The organism is Pseudomonas sp. LBUM1666, from assembly GCF_059695775.1.
Window position 1 is genome coordinate 5397170 of record NZ_CP166789.1, and the last position, 15740, is coordinate 5412909.

The 15740-nt window shown below is 58.0% G+C and carries 15 protein-coding genes; 7 read left to right on the plus strand and 8 right to left on the minus strand.

Features of this window, described 5'->3' with window-relative positions; all coding sequences use genetic code 11:
* Positions 1 to 136 precede the first annotated feature (136 nt).
* The 3 genes from ACA056_RS24885 (at position 137) to ACA056_RS24895 (ending at position 2934) form a co-directional block, all read left to right on the plus strand.
* Positions 137 to 1450 (plus strand): C4-dicarboxylate transporter DctA, encoded by a 1314-nt coding sequence (locus ACA056_RS24885; RefSeq protein WP_497268474.1) that lies wholly within the window; start codon positions 137 to 139, stop codon positions 1448 to 1450.
* Positions 1451 to 1517: 67 nt separating this feature from the next.
* On the plus strand, positions 1518 to 2222 hold the full coding sequence (locus ACA056_RS24890) for a FadR/GntR family transcriptional regulator (protein ID WP_497268476.1): 705 nt from the start codon (positions 1518 to 1520) through the stop codon (positions 2220 to 2222).
* Between the two features lie 25 nt (positions 2223 to 2247).
* Positions 2248 to 2934, plus strand: coding sequence for a GntR family transcriptional regulator (locus tag ACA056_RS24895; RefSeq protein WP_497268478.1), 687 nt, complete (start codon positions 2248 to 2250; stop codon positions 2932 to 2934).
* 104 nt (positions 2935 to 3038) lie between these two features.
* On the opposite strand, the gene yjiA is transcribed toward ACA056_RS24895, so the two are convergent.
* The 3 genes from yjiA to ACA056_RS24910 form a co-directional block, all read right to left on the minus strand.
* Complete coding sequence (gene yjiA / locus ACA056_RS24900) at positions 3039 to 4010, minus strand: GTPase (protein ID WP_497268480.1); 972 nt, start codon at positions 4008 to 4010, stop codon at positions 3039 to 3041.
* A gap of 170 nt (positions 4011 to 4180) precedes the next feature.
* Positions 4181 to 4378, minus strand: a complete 198-nt coding sequence (locus tag ACA056_RS24905) for a YbdD/YjiX family protein (protein WP_008154232.1) — start codon at positions 4376 to 4378, stop codon at positions 4181 to 4183.
* A gap of 14 nt (positions 4379 to 4392) precedes the next feature.
* The gene (locus ACA056_RS24910) at positions 4393 to 6459 is read right to left on the minus strand and encodes a carbon starvation CstA family protein (RefSeq protein ID WP_497268482.1); all 2067 of its coding nucleotides are present in this window, start codon (positions 6457 to 6459) and stop codon (positions 4393 to 4395) included.
* Positions 6460 to 6617: 158 nt separating this feature from the next.
* Here ACA056_RS24910 and ACA056_RS24915 point away from each other — a divergent pair, with 158 nt between their 5' ends.
* Positions 6618 to 6986, plus strand: a complete 369-nt coding sequence (locus ACA056_RS24915) for a PilZ domain-containing protein (RefSeq protein ID WP_497268484.1) — start codon at positions 6618 to 6620, stop codon at positions 6984 to 6986.
* A 129-nt stretch (positions 6987 to 7115) separates the two neighbouring features.
* Here the strand turns inward: ACA056_RS24915 and radA are convergent, their stop codons facing one another.
* The gene (gene radA, locus ACA056_RS24920) at positions 7116 to 8483 is read right to left on the minus strand and encodes a DNA repair protein RadA (protein WP_008149143.1); all 1368 of its coding nucleotides are present in this window, start codon (positions 8481 to 8483) and stop codon (positions 7116 to 7118) included.
* 626 nt (positions 8484 to 9109) lie between these two features.
* Here radA and mscL point away from each other — a divergent pair.
* Positions 9110 to 9535 carry a large-conductance mechanosensitive channel protein MscL gene (gene mscL / locus ACA056_RS24925; protein WP_497268486.1) on the plus strand — a complete coding sequence of 142 codons (426 nt, stop codon included), beginning with the start codon at positions 9110 to 9112 and terminating at the stop codon, positions 9533 to 9535.
* Positions 9536 to 9569: 34 nt separating this feature from the next.
* On the opposite strand, the gene ACA056_RS24930 is transcribed toward mscL, so the two are convergent.
* A complete protein-coding gene (locus ACA056_RS24930) occupies positions 9570 to 10346 on the minus strand; it encodes a ferredoxin--NADP reductase (RefSeq protein ID WP_497268488.1) in 777 nt (258 codons plus the stop codon).
* Positions 10347 to 10689: 343 nt separating this feature from the next.
* Between ACA056_RS24930 and ACA056_RS24935 the strand changes: the two genes are divergently transcribed.
* Positions 10690 to 11421: a helix-turn-helix transcriptional regulator gene (locus ACA056_RS24935; RefSeq protein WP_497268490.1), complete on the plus strand. Its 732-nt coding sequence runs from the start codon at positions 10690 to 10692 to the stop codon at positions 11419 to 11421.
* Between the two features lie 176 nt (positions 11422 to 11597).
* Entirely contained in the window at positions 11598 to 12722 is a 1125-nt protein-coding gene (locus ACA056_RS24940; RefSeq protein ID WP_497268492.1) for a methyltransferase, read from the plus strand.
* 81 nt (positions 12723 to 12803) lie between these two features.
* Here ACA056_RS24940 and ACA056_RS24945 read toward each other — a convergent pair whose 3' ends face one another.
* Genes ACA056_RS24945 through ACA056_RS24955 form a run of 3 tightly spaced genes read right to left on the minus strand, consistent with a single transcriptional unit; the run spans position 12804 to position 15482 of the window.
* The gene (locus tag ACA056_RS24945; protein ID WP_082555883.1) at positions 12804 to 12974 is read right to left on the minus strand and encodes a DUF2474 domain-containing protein; all 171 of its coding nucleotides are present in this window, start codon (positions 12972 to 12974) and stop codon (positions 12804 to 12806) included.
* A 57-nt stretch (positions 12975 to 13031) separates the two neighbouring features.
* Positions 13032 to 14039 carry a cytochrome d ubiquinol oxidase subunit II gene (gene cydB, locus ACA056_RS24950; RefSeq protein ID WP_461962452.1) on the minus strand — a complete coding sequence of 336 codons (1008 nt, stop codon included), beginning with the start codon at positions 14037 to 14039 and terminating at the stop codon, positions 13032 to 13034.
* Positions 14040 to 14042: 3 nt separating this feature from the next.
* The gene (locus ACA056_RS24955) at positions 14043 to 15482 is read right to left on the minus strand and encodes a cytochrome ubiquinol oxidase subunit I (protein ID WP_497268495.1); all 1440 of its coding nucleotides are present in this window, start codon (positions 15480 to 15482) and stop codon (positions 14043 to 14045) included.
* Between the last annotated feature and the right edge of the window lie 258 nt (positions 15483 to 15740).

A 15740-nucleotide genomic window follows, 5' to 3' on the forward strand; every position in this document is an offset into this window, starting at 1 on the left:
ATTTTCACTTGTAATCCCGAAAAAACCGAGCGTAGACTGCGCCTGCACTGGACATACCGGTAAGACCACAATAATTAAGTCCTGAATCTGATGCGCGAAGCGCACGGCAGCCAGGACACCGACCAGGACTCCTCCCATGCTCAGATGGTGCTCGCGTTCAATCTTCCTCCAAGTGGTTCTCGGACTGGTGCTCGGCATCGTCTGTGGGCTGACCCTCCCTGAATACTCCGCCCAGCTCAAACCGCTCGGCGATGGCTTCATCAAACTGATCAAGATGCTCATCGGTCTGATCGTGTTCTGCGTAGTGGTCAGCGGCATCAGCGGTGCCGGCGACCTGAAGAAGGTCGGACGCATCGGCCTGAAATCGGTGATCTACTTCGAAATCCTGACCACCATCGCCCTGGTGATTGGTCTGGTGTTCGCTTTCACCACCGGCATCGGCAGCGGCGCGAACATTCATCTGGATCAGCTTTCCGCTGCCGACATGGGCGACATCGCCCAGCGCGGTCAGCACATGCAAACCACCTCCCAGTTCCTGATGAACCTGATCCCGACCTCGGTCATCGGCGCCTTCGCGGAAAACAACATTCTGCAAGTCCTGCTGTTTTCGGTGCTGTTCGGCAGTGCGCTGAACCTGGTGGGCGAAGCAGCGTCGGGTATTTCCCGGCTGATCAATGAGCTGAGCCATGTGATCTTCCGCATCATGGGCATGATCGTGCGTCTGGCGCCGATCGGCGTGTTCGGCGCCATCGCTTTCACCACCAGCAAATATGGCCTGGATTCGCTGCAACACCTGGGCAGCCTGGTCGGCCTGTTTTACCTGACCTGTGTGGCGTTTGTGACATTGATTCTCGGCCTGGTGATGCGCCTTTCGGGCCTGAAGATGTGGTCGTTGCTGAAGTACCTGCGCGAAGAACTGCTGATCGTCATGGGCACCGCCTCCTCCGACGCCGTGCTGCCACAAATCATGCGCAAGCTTGAACATCTGGGCATTGGCAGTTCGACGGTCGGGTTGGTCATTCCTACCGGTTACTCGTTCAATCTGGACGGTTTCTCGATCTACCTGACCCTCGCCATCGTGTTCATCGCCAATGCCACCGGCACGCCGCTGGCCATGACCGACCTGCTGACCATACTGCTGGTGTCGTTGATCACCTCCAAAGGTGCCCACGGTATTCCCGGCTCGGCGCTGGTGATTCTCGCAGCGACACTGACGGCGATCCCGGCAATTCCGGTGGTCGGCCTGGTGCTGGTATTGGCAGTGGACTGGTTCATGGGCATCGGCCGGGCGCTGACCAACCTGATCGGCAACTGCGTCGCCACTGTGGCCATCGCGCGCTGGGAAAAGGACATCGATATTCAACGGGCGAACAAAGTACTTTCTGGTCAGGTGGGTTATACCTTCCAGCCGAGAAAGCCTGTCGGCCCGGCACATCAGCAGGAATTCTGAGTAATCGCCGTGCCTGCCTGCGGGCAGGTACGGTCATCAATCGTTTTGGATGCTCATGGAGCGAACAGTGATCACCTCGTCGACCGTTGTGAATTCAGTAGTAGAAAAACTTCGGGCCGCTCTGGCCCGTGGTCAGTGGCGCTCCGGCGAGATGCTGCCGGGGCAGCGTGAGCTGGCCGAACAACTGGGCATCAGCCGCCCGAGCCTGCGTGAAGCCGTCATCGTGCTGGAAACCCTTGGGCTGGTGCGCTCCATGCCGGGTAAAGGCGTGGTGGTGCTGGAGGCCAATCTCAGCGACAGCCAACGCCACGACAGCGCAGTCGCCGGTGCGAGCCTGGAAGACGTGCTGCAACTGCGTTACACCCTCGAACCGTTCATCGTCGGCCTGGTGGCGCAGTCGATCAGCAGCAAGGAAGTCGGGCAACTGCGTCTGACCCTGATGGACATGCGCGAAGCGCTGGAAGCCAACGACAGCGAAGCCGGCGTAAACGCCTACATCGCCTTCCACGAAGAGCTGTTCACGCTGACGTCGAACCCGATTTTCCAGAGTGTGGTGCAACAGACCAGCAACGCCCTCAAGCAAAGCGCCGACGTGCTGCGCAATTCCCCGGAGCATTTGGCTGAGCGCCTTGAGGAGAACGAAGCCGTGGTGCGCGCTATTCGCAGTAAAAACAGCGCCCAGGCCAGCGCCGAGATGCGTCGGCACATCCTTCGGGAAGGCCAGCGGATGGGCATCGAATTGAATATTCCGGACGACAACTTCGTCAGTTGAGTCCGCTTCGAACTGGAGACAAGCCATGAACAGCTTCGCCTCACCGCAAACCCTCACGGCCTTGCCCTTCCTCCAGCCGGTAGAGGACCTCTATTCGCGAATCTTCGACGCCATTCTCGAACAGCGCCTTCATGCGGCCAGTCGCTTTACGGAAGAAAGCCTGGCGCAGATGTTCAACGCCCGGCGCAGTGATATTCGCGGCGTGCTGACGCGGCTGTCCCATCAACAGGTCATAGTCCTTCGAGCCAATCATCGGCCCCGGGTCGCCGCGCTCGACAGCGATCAAACCCGACAAATGCTGCATGCCCGGCGGTTGGCCGAAATCACCTTGGTGCGACTGGCCTGTCAATCACGCCTACAGGACTTGAAGCCGCTGCGAAACTTGATCGAGAGCGAGCGCCAATGCACCGTGCGGGGTGCGGCGATCCGGTTATCGGGGGAGTTTCATCTGCGGTTGGCGCAAATGGCGGGGAATGCACCGTTGGCGCATTTTCTTGGCAGCTTGGTGCCGTTGACTTCGCTGGCGATTGCGCAGTTTGAGGTGGGGTTGGAGGGCTATTGCGTATGGCATAAGCACCAGGCGATTCTGGAAGCCGTGGAACGCGGCGAAGCAGTGAAGGCTGAGAACTTGCTGGGCCAGCATCTGGATCATTTGGAAGCGATGTTGCTCAACGCCGGACCGACACTCAGTCAGAATCGTGTTGTCGGTTAGGCCGCTATCGCGAGCAGGCTCGCTCCCACATTTGAAATACATTCCCCTGTGGGAGCGAGCCTGCTCGCGATGGCGGCATCAGGCTCGCTAAAAATGTCGGGGGCTTACTCCGCCGCCACCCGATCAAACCCCTCGCGAATCTTCTCTTCCGGCAAATCATCGGCAATGAACACGATCACGCTTTCACGCGTTTCATCGTCGGCCCACTCCGTGTCCCAATCGAATCCGTATAACTTCAACACGCCCTGAAACACCATGCGCCGCGGCTCACCAAGGATGTTCAACACGCCTTTGTAGCGCAGCAATTGCTTGCCATGGTCTTCCAGCAGTTCGTTCATGAACTCGCTGAGTTTGTCGATATCCAGCGGCTTGTCGGTGCGCAGCACCAGGCTGGAAATGCGGTCGATGGACGGCGCTTTGCTCACCGGGCGCAGGCTGACGCCGCCACCCAGGTCGGCATTGAGATTGAAACCGCGCACGTCGAGCAATTCGGCCAGGTCAATTTTGCCGTGCTCGACCACACGGATCGGTGCGCGACGGTTGATGCGGGTCAGGCGCTCGCTCAGCGCGGTAAAGGTCGACTCGTCCACCAGATCGCGCTTGCTCACCAGCAAGCGGTCGGCGAAACCGATCTGCGCCTGGGCGATGGTTTGAGTCAGGTGAGTGTCAGCGTGCGCCGCATCGACCAGGGTGATGATGCCGTCGAGGATGTAGCGCTCGCGCAGCTCTTCATCGATGAAAAAGGTTTGGGCCACAGGTGCCGGGTCGGCCAGGCCAGTGCATTCGATCACCAGACGGTCGAAGGCGATTTCTCCGCTGTCCAGGCGTTCGAGCAGCAGGTACAAAGCCTTGGTCAGATCGGTGTGGATGGTGCAGCAGACGCAGCCGTTGGACAGCGTCATCACTTGCACCGGTTCGTCGCCCAACAGCTGGGTGTCGATACCGGCGTCACTGAATTCGTTCTCGATCACGGCGATTTTCAGGCCGTGTTCGGCTTTGAGCAGGTAGCGCAACAGCGTGGTTTTTCCCGCGCCGAGAAAGCCACTGAGGATCGTGACTGGGATGGGAGAGGACAAACTGGATCTCCTTCTACTACACAAAAAAAGGGAGCGGTCCTGTGGGAGCGAGCTTGCTCGCGATGGCATCACCTCGGTGTTGACGATATACCGAGTTGCCTGCATCGCGAGCAAGCTCGCTCCCACAAAAGCCCGCTCCACATTACATCTGATAACCCGTTGCTAGTAGATCAACAGCACTTCGGCCCACCCTTGCCACCGTATCGAGCCTCTTGGCGTTCCCGGAAGAACATCTCGTAGGTCATCACCGGTTTGTCCGGGTGTTTGGTTTGCATATGCTCGACGTAATTGTCGTAGTCGGGCATCCCGACCATCAGGCGGGCGGCCTGACCGAGGTATTTACCGAGGCGACTCAGGTCATTGAACATGCTGCAATCCTCGATTACGCATCCGGCAGAGCCTGGAATGGCGCTTCTTTATCCGTACGTTCTTTGCTGCCCCAGGCGGAAATACCGACCTTGAGCGCATAGAACAGGATACTGAATACCACGAACAGGAACAGCGCCGTCAGCGTTGCGTTGGTGTAGGCGTTGAAGATCACGTGCTGCATCTGCGTAATGTCCTTGGCCGGTGCGAGGATCTGACCGTTGGCCAGCGCATCGCTGTACTTCTTGGCCAGCGACAGGAAGCCGATCGCCGGATTGGCGTCGAACAGCTTGATGAAGCCGGCGGTGGTGGTGCAGATCAGCAGCCACACAGCGGGCAGCATGGTGACCCAGACGTAGCGTTGGCGTTTCATTTTGATCAGCACAACGGTTGCCAACATCAGTGCGATACCGGCCAGCATCTGGTTGGAGATGCCGAACAGCGGCCACAAGGTGTTGATGCCACCCAGCGGATCGATCACGCCCTGGTACAGCAACCAACCCCACATCGCCACGCAACCGGCGGTTGCGATCAGGTTGGCGGTCCAGGATTCGGTGCGTTTCAGCGCCGGCACGAACGAGCCGAGCAAATCCTGCAGCATGAAACGGCCGGCACGGGTACCGGCGTCGACGGCCGTCAGAATGAACAGCGCTTCGAACAGGATCGCGAAGTGGTACCAGAACGCCATGGTGTTTTCACCCGGCAGGACACTGTGCAGGATCTGCGCGATACCGACCGCCAGGGTCGGCGCACCGCCAGCACGGGCCAGGATCGTGGTTTCACCGATGTCCTTGGCCACCGCTTGCAGCGCTTCCGGGGTGATTGCAAAGCCCCAGCTGCTGACGGTTTGTGCCACGGCCACCACGTCACCGCCGACGACTGCCGCCGGGCTGTTCATGGCGAAATACACGCCTGGCTCGATCACCGAAGCGGCAACCATCGCCATGATGGCGACGAAGGATTCCATCAGCATGGCGCCGTAACCGATGTAACGGGCGTTGACCTCGTTATCCAGCAGTTTCGGCGTGGTGCCGGACGAGATCAGCGCGTGGAAACCCGAGACCGCGCCACAGGCGATGGTGATGAACAGGAACGGGAACAGACCGCCCTTCCACACCGGGCCAGTACCGTCGATGAACTGGGTCAGCGCCGGCATTTTCAGCTCAGGCATGGTGATCAGGATGCCGATCGCCAACGCCACGATGGTGCCGATTTTCAGGAACGTCGACAGGTAGTCACGCGGCGCCAGAATCAGCCAGACCGGTAACGAGGCGGCCACGAAACCGTAACCTACCAGCATCCACGTAATCTGCACGCCAGTGAAGCTGAACGCCTTGGCCCAGACCGGATCAGCGGCAATCTGCCCGCCCAGCCAGATCGAACCCAGCAGCAACAGCACGCCGACAACGGAGATTTCGCCGATGCGACCCGGGCGGATGTAGCGCATGTAAATGCCCATGAACATCGCGATCGGGATGGTCGCCATCACCGTGAAAATACCCCACGGGCTCTCGGCCAGAGCTTTTACAACGATCAGCGCCAGCACCGCGAGGATGATGATCATGATCAGGAAGCAGCCAAACAGCGCGATTGTCCCGGGGATGCGGCCCATTTCCTCACGGACCATGTCGCCGAGGGAACGGCCGTTGCGGCGGGTGGACATGAACAGGACCATGAAGTCCTGAACGGCACCGGCCAGCACCACGCCGGCAATCAGCCACAGCGTACCGGGCAGGTAACCCATCTGCGCCGCCAGGACCGGACCGACCAGCGGCCCTGCGCCAGCGATGGCGGCGAAGTGGTGACCGAAGAGGATGTGTTTGTTGGTGGGGACGTAGTCCAGACCGTCATTGTTGAGCACGGCGGGGGTGGCCCGTCGCGGGTCGAGTTGCATCACATTGTTAGCGATGAACAGACTGTAGTAACGATACGCAACCAGATAGATGGCCACGGCGGCGACCACAATCCACAAGGCGTTGATCGCCTCGCCTCGGCGCAATGCCACTACACCGAGGGCGCACGCCCCTACGATTGCCAGCAACAGCCAAGGTAGGTGGCGTAGCAGGCTATTATTATTTTTCATTTTATGATTCCAGCCAGGGTGGACAAGAAAGACAGCCATCCCGAGTTTAGCGCTAACGGCCGCAAAGGCCATCCCCCGACATGGGTTGAGCCATCACTTTGCTGGCAGCCTTTGACGATGCGGGTCTATAGTCAGCGAACATTTACGAGGATTGCGCCATGAGCGAGCACCCTGCCGATCGCCGCCGCTTCAAACGTATTGCGTTCGATGCCCGAACTGAGCTGAGTCAGGGGGAATTCATCTGGCCGGTGAAGTTGATCGACCTGTCACTCAAGGGGTTGCTGATCGAGAAGCCAGAGCCGTGGCTGGGTAATAGGGATTGGCATTTCCTGGTCGATATTCATCTAAACGAAGACGTCGGGATCAAGATGGATGTGATGTTGACCCACGATGACCATGGCCAGCTCGGGTTTGTCTGCAAACACATCAGCCTGGAATCGATTGAACGCCTGCGGCGGTTGGTTGAACTCAACCTTGGCGATCCCGAGGAGCTGGAGCGTGAATTGGGCGCTTTGATCAATATTTGAAGACCAACACAAACCCCGTGGGAGCGAGCTTGCTCGCGATAGCGGTATGCCAGCCGACATAAATGTTGGGTGATAGTCCGATATCGCGAGCAAGCTCGCTCCCACAGGGTTTGTGTTCTATCTGGAAGGTTATTCGAACAGAGCGTCGAGCGCCTGCTCCAGACGCGTTACGGCAATAATCTGCAACCCCGGCGGCGCTTCCTTAGGCGCATTGCCCTTGGGCACGATGGCGCGTTTGAAGCCGTGCTTGGCGGCTTCCTTCAAGCGTTCCTGGCCACTCGGCACCGGGCGTACTTCACCCGACAGCCCGACTTCACCGAACACCAGCAAATCATGGGGCAGCGGGCGGTTGCGCAAACTGGACATGACCGCGGCCATCAATGCCAGGTCGGAGGCCGTTTCCAGCACCTTCACCCCGCCGACCACGTTGAGGAAGACGTCCTGATCGTGGGTCGGAATGCCGCCGTGACGGTGCAACACCGCCAAGAGCATCGCCAGTCGATTCTGGTCCAGCCCCAGCGTTACCCGACGTGGATTGGCCAGGTGACTGTCGTCCACCAGCGCCTGGACTTCCACCAGCATCGGCCGCGTCCCTTCCCACGTCGCCATGACCACACTGCCCGGGACTTCTTCCTGCGCGCGGGTGAGAAAAATCGCCGAAGGGTTGGAGACTTCTTTCAACCCCTTGTCGGTCATACCGAATACGCCCAGTTCGTTGACGGCGCCGAAACGGTTCTTCACCGCCCGCAGCAAACGCAAGCGCCCATCGGATTCGCCTTCGAAATACAGAACCGTGTCGACCATGTGCTCCAGCACTCGGGGCCCCGCCAATGCACCTTCTTTCGTCACGTGACCGACCAGGAAAATGGCCGTGCCGCTCTGCTTGGCATAGCGCACCAGCAACGCCGCACTTTCCCGAACCTGCGAGACGCCGCCCGGTGCCGATTGCAGCTGCTCGGTGAAGATCGTCTGGATCGAGTCGATCACCATCACCTTGGGTTTTTCCTGTCGGGCCGTGGCGATGATGGTTTCGATGCAGGTTTCGGTCATCACCCGCAGTTGATCCTGAGGCAGGCCGAGACGGCGGGCGCGCATGGCCACTTGCTGCTGGGATTCTTCGCCGGTGACGTACAGTGCCGGCATGACTTTGGCGAGGTTGCACAAGGTTTGCAGCAGAATGGTCGATTTGCCGATGCCCGGATCACCGCCGATCAGCACCACCGAGCCGTCTACCAGACCACCGCCCAGCACCCGATCGAGCTCGCTGGAAGCTGTGGAAAAACGCGGGATTTCTTCGACGCTGACTTCGGCCAGGGTCTTGATCTGTGCTTGCTGGCCGGTCCAGCCGGTGCGACCGCTGGGAGCTGCGGCACCACCGCTCTCCACCATGGTTTCAGTCAGGGTGTTCCAGGCCCCGCACTCGCCGCACTGGCCAGCCCACTTGGGGAAGGTTGAGCCGCACTCGGTGCAGCCATACATGCGCTTGGCCTTGGCCATCTGAACTCCCGGCAAAAACCGCGATGATAGCTCAGCTGGTGCGGATCAGCGCGGCGAAGTTCCCCAGCGGATCTTCGGTAGCAACTTGTTCAGCCATTGGAATACATTCACCACACTAGCAACCATAAAACCTGTACAACTTAACGCTCCAACACACCCAATCAAATACTAGTTTTATCCAAGAAAACACAAATCAAAACCTGTACAAATCTTTGCCATTTAAAACCTGAATGTACAATCTAACTATTGAGCCAACCTAACAATATGAACAACCAAACTAATGGCACCACAATGGCATTTATGACATTGAACTCAGGAAATTTGTTCGAGGTGCGAGTCTTTACAACCTGCAAACCATTCACATAAAACTTCATATACTGCACATTGCCCTTGCATCTACCTTGTGATGCTACCGCCTCTATTTTCTATAGTTTCATCCTCTCCCCTCCACTCGGCAGAGGCGAATGACCGACTGATAAAATGTTCAGCGGGCGTGCTGGAGGCCAAACTTTTTGCCGCCGAGACGGTCGGTAGCAGGCGAGCTCTGTAAGCAGTTGTTTCGAGCAAGATGCATCATGCTGATTTACACTGCGTTCACCAACCTCATCTGTAACAAGGAATAACCTATGGGCGTGATAAATGAGTTCAAGGCCTTCGCGGTCAAAGGTAATGTGGTCGACATGGCCGTCGGTATCATCATCGGCGCCGCCTTCGGCAAGATCGTTTCATCGTTTGTCGGCGACGTGGTGATGCCACCCATTGGCCTGCTGATCGGGGGGGTGGACTTCAGTGACCTGGCCATTACGCTCAAAGCAGCCAACGGCGATATCCCGGCGGTGGCGCTGGCGTACGGTAAATTTATCCAGAGCATGATTGACTTCATCATCGTCGCCTTCGCGATCTTCATGGGCGTCAAAGCCATCAACCGCCTGAAACGCGAAGAGGCCGTTGCACCAACGCTGCCGCCGGTTCCGACCAAGGAAGAAGAGCTGCTGGAAGAGATCCGTGATCTGCTCAAGGCTCAGAACAATCGGCCCTCAACAGGTCAGTAAAACAAGCAACGGCGCCCTTGAGGCGCCGTTTTTTTTACCAGTAGTTTTCCACCGCCACTTGCCCGGGTCGTCGACTGAGGCTCAAGTGCATGTGGCGTTGTTTGAGCAATTTGCGGGTGTCATCGATCATCTGCGGATTGCCGCAGAGCATGACCCTTGAGTGCTCGGCCGTCAGCGCCAGGCCTGCCGCCCGCTCCAACTCGCCATTTTCGATCAACGCAGTGATCCGGCCACTCAGCGCGCCATCATGCTGCTCGCGCGTGACCGTGGTGATGAACTGCAGCTTGTGCGCAAACTCCGCTAAATAGTCGCGCTGTGCCAAGCCGCAGACGAGGTCCTGATAAGCCAGTTCCCGGGCTTCACGCACACTGTAGACCAGGATGATTCGTTCGAATTTCTCCCAGACCTCGAAGTCCTGCAGGATCGACAGAAACGGTGCCAGGCCTGTGCCTGTGGATAACAACCAGAGATCCCGGCCATCGACAAAGCGATCGAGCGTCAGGTAACCAAAGGCCTGACGTTCGACCAGCAGCGTATCGCCGACACCCAGCCGACTCAGCTCACTGGTGAACTCCCCCCCTGGCACCACAATGGAAAAGAATTCGAGGAATTCGTCGTAGGGCGACGACACCATGGAATAGGCCCGCCATACGGTGCTGCCGTCAGCCTTGGTAACGCCCAGCCGGGCGAATTGCCCTGCACGAAAACGAAAACCCGAATCCCGGGTGGTCCGCAAGGTGAACAGACTGGGGGTCAGCGACTGGACGTCGAGCAAGGTCTGGCGAGTGAATTTTTCTGCACTGGCGGTCATGGGGCGCTCCATTCAACAGATAGCCACAGTGTCCCGCAAAGCGGAGTGATTAAACACCGGTGATTTGTAGTGGCTTTAGCCAGGGCCTCATTCACATTAACTCCATAGTACAACTTAACATTAACCACCCAGTTAACACACAAATCCAAGTCTGATTATAGTAAGCCCGCCATTGCTTTATCTACGCCGATACTCCCTAACGTTAGAACCAGATACTTGCTTAAAAATCGCAAACAAAGCCAAAAATTCTCACACGAACATAGGAAACATCCTACACTCGGCTCGTGCCACATCTTGGATCCAAAAAGGCACCACCAAGTAAAATCACATCTGGAGAGACACTATGGAGAGGTGGAAGGAATCACAACTCAACCAATTATCACGGGCAACGGAGATCGAGACTGCCTACCGGATTTCACTGGGTTTCGCGAAAAATATAGGCTTTAAATTTTTCGCCTTTTCAACAACATACCCAACAAAAACTGACCACTTTAATACAGTCCAGCTCAACAACTACCCTACGGACTGGAACATTGAATATGAACAAAAAAATTTCGGTGCGATAGACCCAGTAGTGGCTCACTGCAATCACTCCAGGTTGCCCGTCCTTTGGAGCGAAGAACTTTTTTCCAAGACCCCGTGGTTGTGGGACGCGCTTGAGAAACAAGGATTGCAGCACGGCTGGTCGCAATCGGTCCATGACGAAGACAGTGGTGTTTGCAGCATTCTGAGCCTGGCCAGAAGCCATTGCCCGATCACTGCGTTTGAGTTGTATGAAAATCTCGGTTTTTCAGTGTTCATCGGGCGCCACCTGCATGCGTTGATCGCACAGACACTGCCCAGGAAATCGACCAAGCCACCCGTGCCGCATTTGTCCCCCCGCGAGATCGATGTATTGAAACTGGCGGCTGATGGCAAAACTGCGTATGAGAGTGCCAGAATCCTTAACCTCAGCGCACGCACGGTCAATTTCCATGTGCAAAGCGCCATTCTGAAACTCGGGGTCAATAACAAGATTTCGGCAGTCATCGCCGCCACCAAGGACGGCTCTCTCAACAGCAGCGCGATACGTTGATCAAAAAAACCTGCAAGTAATCCAAAAGAAAAAAACGTACCATTTGCGGTCCTTCTTGAGTGATGACGTGTGAACCTTCACGACGCAGTACACTCGGACGGTCTCGCCCGCTACAACGCCCCTGAGCCGCGGGACACCAGTTGATTACCCCTGTTGATTACCCAGAGCCCCGCCTCATGCCCTTGCTCGAAACACCCTTCGCCCGACTCGACCTGATCCGCCAGCCCGAACAGCAGAACGAACCGCTGCAGGCGTTTGATGCCGCAGACGAATACCTGCTCACCCATCTGGCTGACCAACAGCCCTCGGCCGACACTCGGGTTTTGGTACTCAACGACAGCTTTGGCGCATTGGCCGCCAGCCTGGCGGGCAAGGTTCAAGTGACCAGCAGCGGTGACTCGTTCCTGGCCTTTCAGGGACTGGAAAAAAATCTGATCCGTAACGGCCAGGCATTTGATGCGGTACCAAGCGTACCTGCCAGCGAAGCCTTTTCAGGCCCTTTTGACCGGGTACTGATCCGGGTCCCGAAAACCCTCGCCTTGCTGGAAGAGCAATTGATTCGCTTGCAGGATCAACTGGCGCCGGGGGCTCAGGTAATTGCCGCGGCGATGATCAAGCATTTGCCACGAGCCGCGGGCGATCTGCTGGAACGCTACATCGGCCCGGTGCAAGCCTCGTTGGCGGTGAAGAAGGCTCGGCTATTGATCGCGACCACCGAGGTCAAAGCACCCGTCGTGTCCCCCTACCCGACCCGTTATCGACTCGACGCCCCTGAGATCGAACTGCTGAATCACGCCAATGTGTTCTGCCGCGAAGGCCTGGACATCGGCACGCGAGCGTTTTTGCCGCACCTGCCAAAGAACCTCGGCTCAGCGCGGGTTGCCGATCTCGGTTGTGGCAACGGGGTGTTGGCCATCGCCAGCGCCCTGCAAAACCCCGAGGCCCAGTACACGCTCGTGGACGAGTCGTTCATGGCAGTGCAATCGGCAGCCGAAAACTGGCGCGCGGCGCTGGGTGACCGGGAAGTGGTTGTACGCGCCGGCGATGGTTTGGCGGGTCAGGAACCTCAGTCTCTGGATGTCGTACTGTGCAACCCTCCGTTTCACCAACAACAAGTCGTCGGCGACTTCCTGGCCTGGCGCATGTTTCAGCAGGCCCGAGAGGCTCTGGTGGTAGGCGGTGCGTTGTACATCGTCGGCAATCGTCATCTGGGGTATCACAGCAAGCTCGCGCGGTTGTTCCGCGGCGTCGAGCAAGTGGCGGCCACACCCAAGTTCGTGATCCTTAAAGCCCGAAAATAATCCAAGGCAAAAAAACCCTCCAGCAAAGGAGGGCTGTAAATCCGTGCCGCAAGGCAACAGGATGGGATCAGGTGCAAAAAATCAGTGGGTCGTCAGGCCCGCGGCATTCATGAACATGCGCATCAGGCTGGCCACGATGAACAGCGCCACAACGCTGCCGGTCCAGATCATCGCCAGCCAGCCGAGTCGCTGCCAGAGCGGCTTTTTCTCTGCTGCTTCGATTTCCTGCAAGGAATGTTTACCCGCCTTCATCGCAATCTCCTCTGAAGAAATGGCGCAGGTATCAGCCCTGCGCCACTGTCGCGTGCTCTAGTGATAGCCATCTTCGTGGGTGACCTTGCCGCGGAACACGTAGTAGCTCCAGAAGGTGTAACCCAGGATGAACGGGATGATGAACAGCGTGCCCACCAGCATGAAGCCCTGGCTTTGCGGCGGTGCGGCGGCGTCCCAGATCGAGATCGACGGCGGTACGATGTTCGGCCACAGGCTGATGCCCAGACCGCTGTAACCGAGGAAGATCAGCACCAGCGTCAGCAGGAATGGCGTGTAGTTCGCATTACGAGCCACCGCGCGGATCAGACCGTACATAGTCACCAGCACCAGAATCGGCACCGGCAGGAACCAGAACAGGTTCGGCAGCGTGAACCAGCGAGCCGCAATCTCGGCGTGGGCCAGCGGGGTCCAGATGCTGACGATACCGATCACCGCCAGTACTACGAACGCCAGTGGTCGAGCCAGGTCATGCATCTGTTCTTGCAACTTGCCTTCGGTCTTCATGATCAGCCACGTGCAACCGAGCAGCGCATAAGCCACCACCAGCGCCGCGCCGCAGAACAGGGTGAATGGCGTCAACCAGTCCAGTGAGCCACCGGCAAATTGGCGATTGACCACCGGCAATCCATCAATGAACGCTCCCAACGCAACGCCCTGGAAAAAGGTGGCGGCGATCGAGCCACCGATGAACGCCTTGTCCCAGAGATGGCGCTTGTCGTCCTTGGCCTTGAAGCGGAACTCGAAGGCCACGCCGCGGAAGATCAGCCCGATCAGCATAAAAATCAGCGGCAGGTACAACGCCGAGAGCACCACCGAATAGGCCAGCGGGAAGGCACCGAACAACGCCGCGCCGCCCAGCACCAGCCAGGTTTCGTTACCGTCCCAGACCGGCGCGACGGTGTTCATCATGACGTCACGGTCGGTCTTGCCCGGAATGAACGGGAAGAGAATCCCGATCCCCAAATCGAAACCGTCCATGACCACGTACATCATGATGCCGAAGATGATGATCACGGCCCAGATCAGCGGAAGATCAATACCCATGAGTCAAATCTCCTTCGTCAGGCTGGGGCTGTGGTCGCTGTCACCGTTGTCGTCGGCGGCGGACATCGGACGGGCCGGCGTGCGTTTCCGGCCGGGGCCACCCTCATTGGTTTCCTTGCCTTCGTCGATCTTCGGCCCTTTGCGCACCAGGCGCATCATGTAGCCCAGACCGGCACCGAACAGCGCGAAATAGACCACGACGAACATGATCAACGTGATGCTCATCTGCATGAAGCTGTGATTGGAGGACGCATCTGCCGTGCGCATCAGGCCATAGACCACCCAAGGCTGACGGCCGATTTCAGTGGTAAACCAACCGGCGAGGATTGCGATCAGGCCGGATGGCCCCATCCACAACGCCAGGTACAGGAACGGCCGGGAGGTATAGAGCTTGTCGCGTTTACGCAGCCACAGGCTCCACAAACCGGTGAAGATCATCAGCATGCCCAGACCCACCATGATCCGGAACGACCAGAACACGATGGTCGAATTCGGTCGGTCTTCAGGCGGGAACTCCTTGAGTGCCGGGACCTGTTTGTCCAGCGAGTGCGTGAGGATCAGGCTGCCCAGATACGGGATCTCTACCGCGAACTTGGTCCGCTCTTCTTTCATGTCCGGCCAGCCGAACAGGATCAGCGGGGTCGGCTCATCGCCGTGGTTTTCCCAGTGACCTTCGATCGCGGCGATTTTCGCCGGCTGATGCTTGAGCGTGTTGAGGCCGTGGAAGTCACCGATGACCGCCTGAATCGGCGCCACGATCAGGGCCATCCACATGGCCATCGAGAGCATGGTGCGGATCGCCGGGTTGTCCTTGCCTCGCAGTAAATGCCAGGCCGCCGAGGAACCGACGAAGAAAGCAGTCGCGACAAACGCCGCCGTCGACATGTGTAACAGACGGTAAGGGAACGACGGGTTGAAAATCACCGCCAGCCAGTCCACCGGAATCACCTGGCCATTGACGATTTCGTAACCTTGCGGGGTCTGCATCCAGCTGTTGGAAGCGAGAATCCAGAAGGTCGATATCAGTGTGCCGATGGCGACCATGACCGTGGCGAAGAAGTGCAGATTGCGCCCGACCTTGTTCCAGCCGAACAGCATGACACCGAGGAAACCGGCTTCGAGGAAGAAAGCGGTGAGTACTTCGTACGTCAGCAGCGGCCCGGTCACGGAGCCGGCGAAGTCCGAGAAGCGGCTCCAGTTGGTGCCGAACTGATAGGCCATGACCAGCCCGGAGACCACGCCCATGCCGAAGTTGACCGCAAAGATCTTCGACCAGAAGTGGTACAGATCGCGGTACGTGTCGTTATGGGTTTTCAGCCACAGGCCTTCGAGCACCGCCAGGTAACTCGCCAGGCCAATGGTGATGGCGGGAAATAGAATGTGAAACGAAATGGTGAACGCAAACTGCATCCGGGCGAGATCAAGTGCCTCCAAACCGAACATAAGTCTTCCTCTGTCAGGTAATACCGGCTGCGGGGTGGAGGCCCTGCACCCACTGCCCCCACGGATATGGAGTGTGGCGAATTCGAATTCGTTCTTTTTTTACAAACATCACAACGTAGGGAGTCTGGCCATCTGGCCGCCGGATCAAATTCCACGAGCGGTCTTGATCTGGATCAAGCAACGTTAAAAGAGTAGTCCCATTTTTGACGATGGACGGTGTGGTCTTTTGCCGCGTGACAGGTTGCCTCACCGATGCGG

Bases quoted from the DNA above. Each gene is read 5' to 3' on its own strand.
- ACA056_RS24905 (WP_008154232.1), bottom strand. From the start codon at position 4,378: ATGTTCAATGACCTGAGTCGCCTCGGTAAATACCTCGGTCAGGCCGCC.
- ACA056_RS24955 (WP_497268495.1), bottom strand. From the start codon at position 15,482: ATGTTCGGTTTGGAGGCACTTGATCTCGCCCGGATGCAGTTTGCGTTC.
- ACA056_RS24930 (WP_497268488.1), bottom strand. From the start codon at position 10,346: ATGACCGCCAGTGCAGAAAAATTCACTCGCCAGACCTTGCTCGACGTC.
- ACA056_RS24940 (WP_497268492.1), top strand. From the start codon at position 11,598: ATGCCCTTGCTCGAAACACCCTTCGCCCGACTCGACCTGATCCGCCAG.
- ACA056_RS24945 (WP_082555883.1), bottom strand. From the start codon at position 12,974: ATGAAGGCGGGTAAACATTCCTTGCAGGAAATCGAAGCAGCAGAGAAA.
- ACA056_RS24895 (WP_497268478.1), top strand. From the start codon at position 2,248: ATGAACAGCTTCGCCTCACCGCAAACCCTCACGGCCTTGCCCTTCCTC.
- ACA056_RS24910 (WP_497268482.1), bottom strand. From the start codon at position 6,459: ATGAAAAATAATAATAGCCTGCTACGCCACCTACCTTGGCTGTTGCTG.
- mscL (WP_497268486.1), top strand. From the start codon at position 9,110: ATGGGCGTGATAAATGAGTTCAAGGCCTTCGCGGTCAAAGGTAATGTG.
- ACA056_RS24915 (WP_497268484.1), top strand. From the start codon at position 6,618: ATGAGCGAGCACCCTGCCGATCGCCGCCGCTTCAAACGTATTGCGTTC.
- ACA056_RS24885 (WP_497268474.1), top strand. From the start codon at position 137: ATGCTCAGATGGTGCTCGCGTTCAATCTTCCTCCAAGTGGTTCTCGGA.
- ACA056_RS24935 (WP_497268490.1), top strand. From the start codon at position 10,690: ATGGAGAGGTGGAAGGAATCACAACTCAACCAATTATCACGGGCAACG.
- cydB (WP_461962452.1), bottom strand. From the start codon at position 14,039: ATGGGTATTGATCTTCCGCTGATCTGGGCCGTGATCATCATCTTCGGC.
- radA (WP_008149143.1), bottom strand. From the start codon at position 8,483: ATGGCCAAGGCCAAGCGCATGTATGGCTGCACCGAGTGCGGCTCAACC.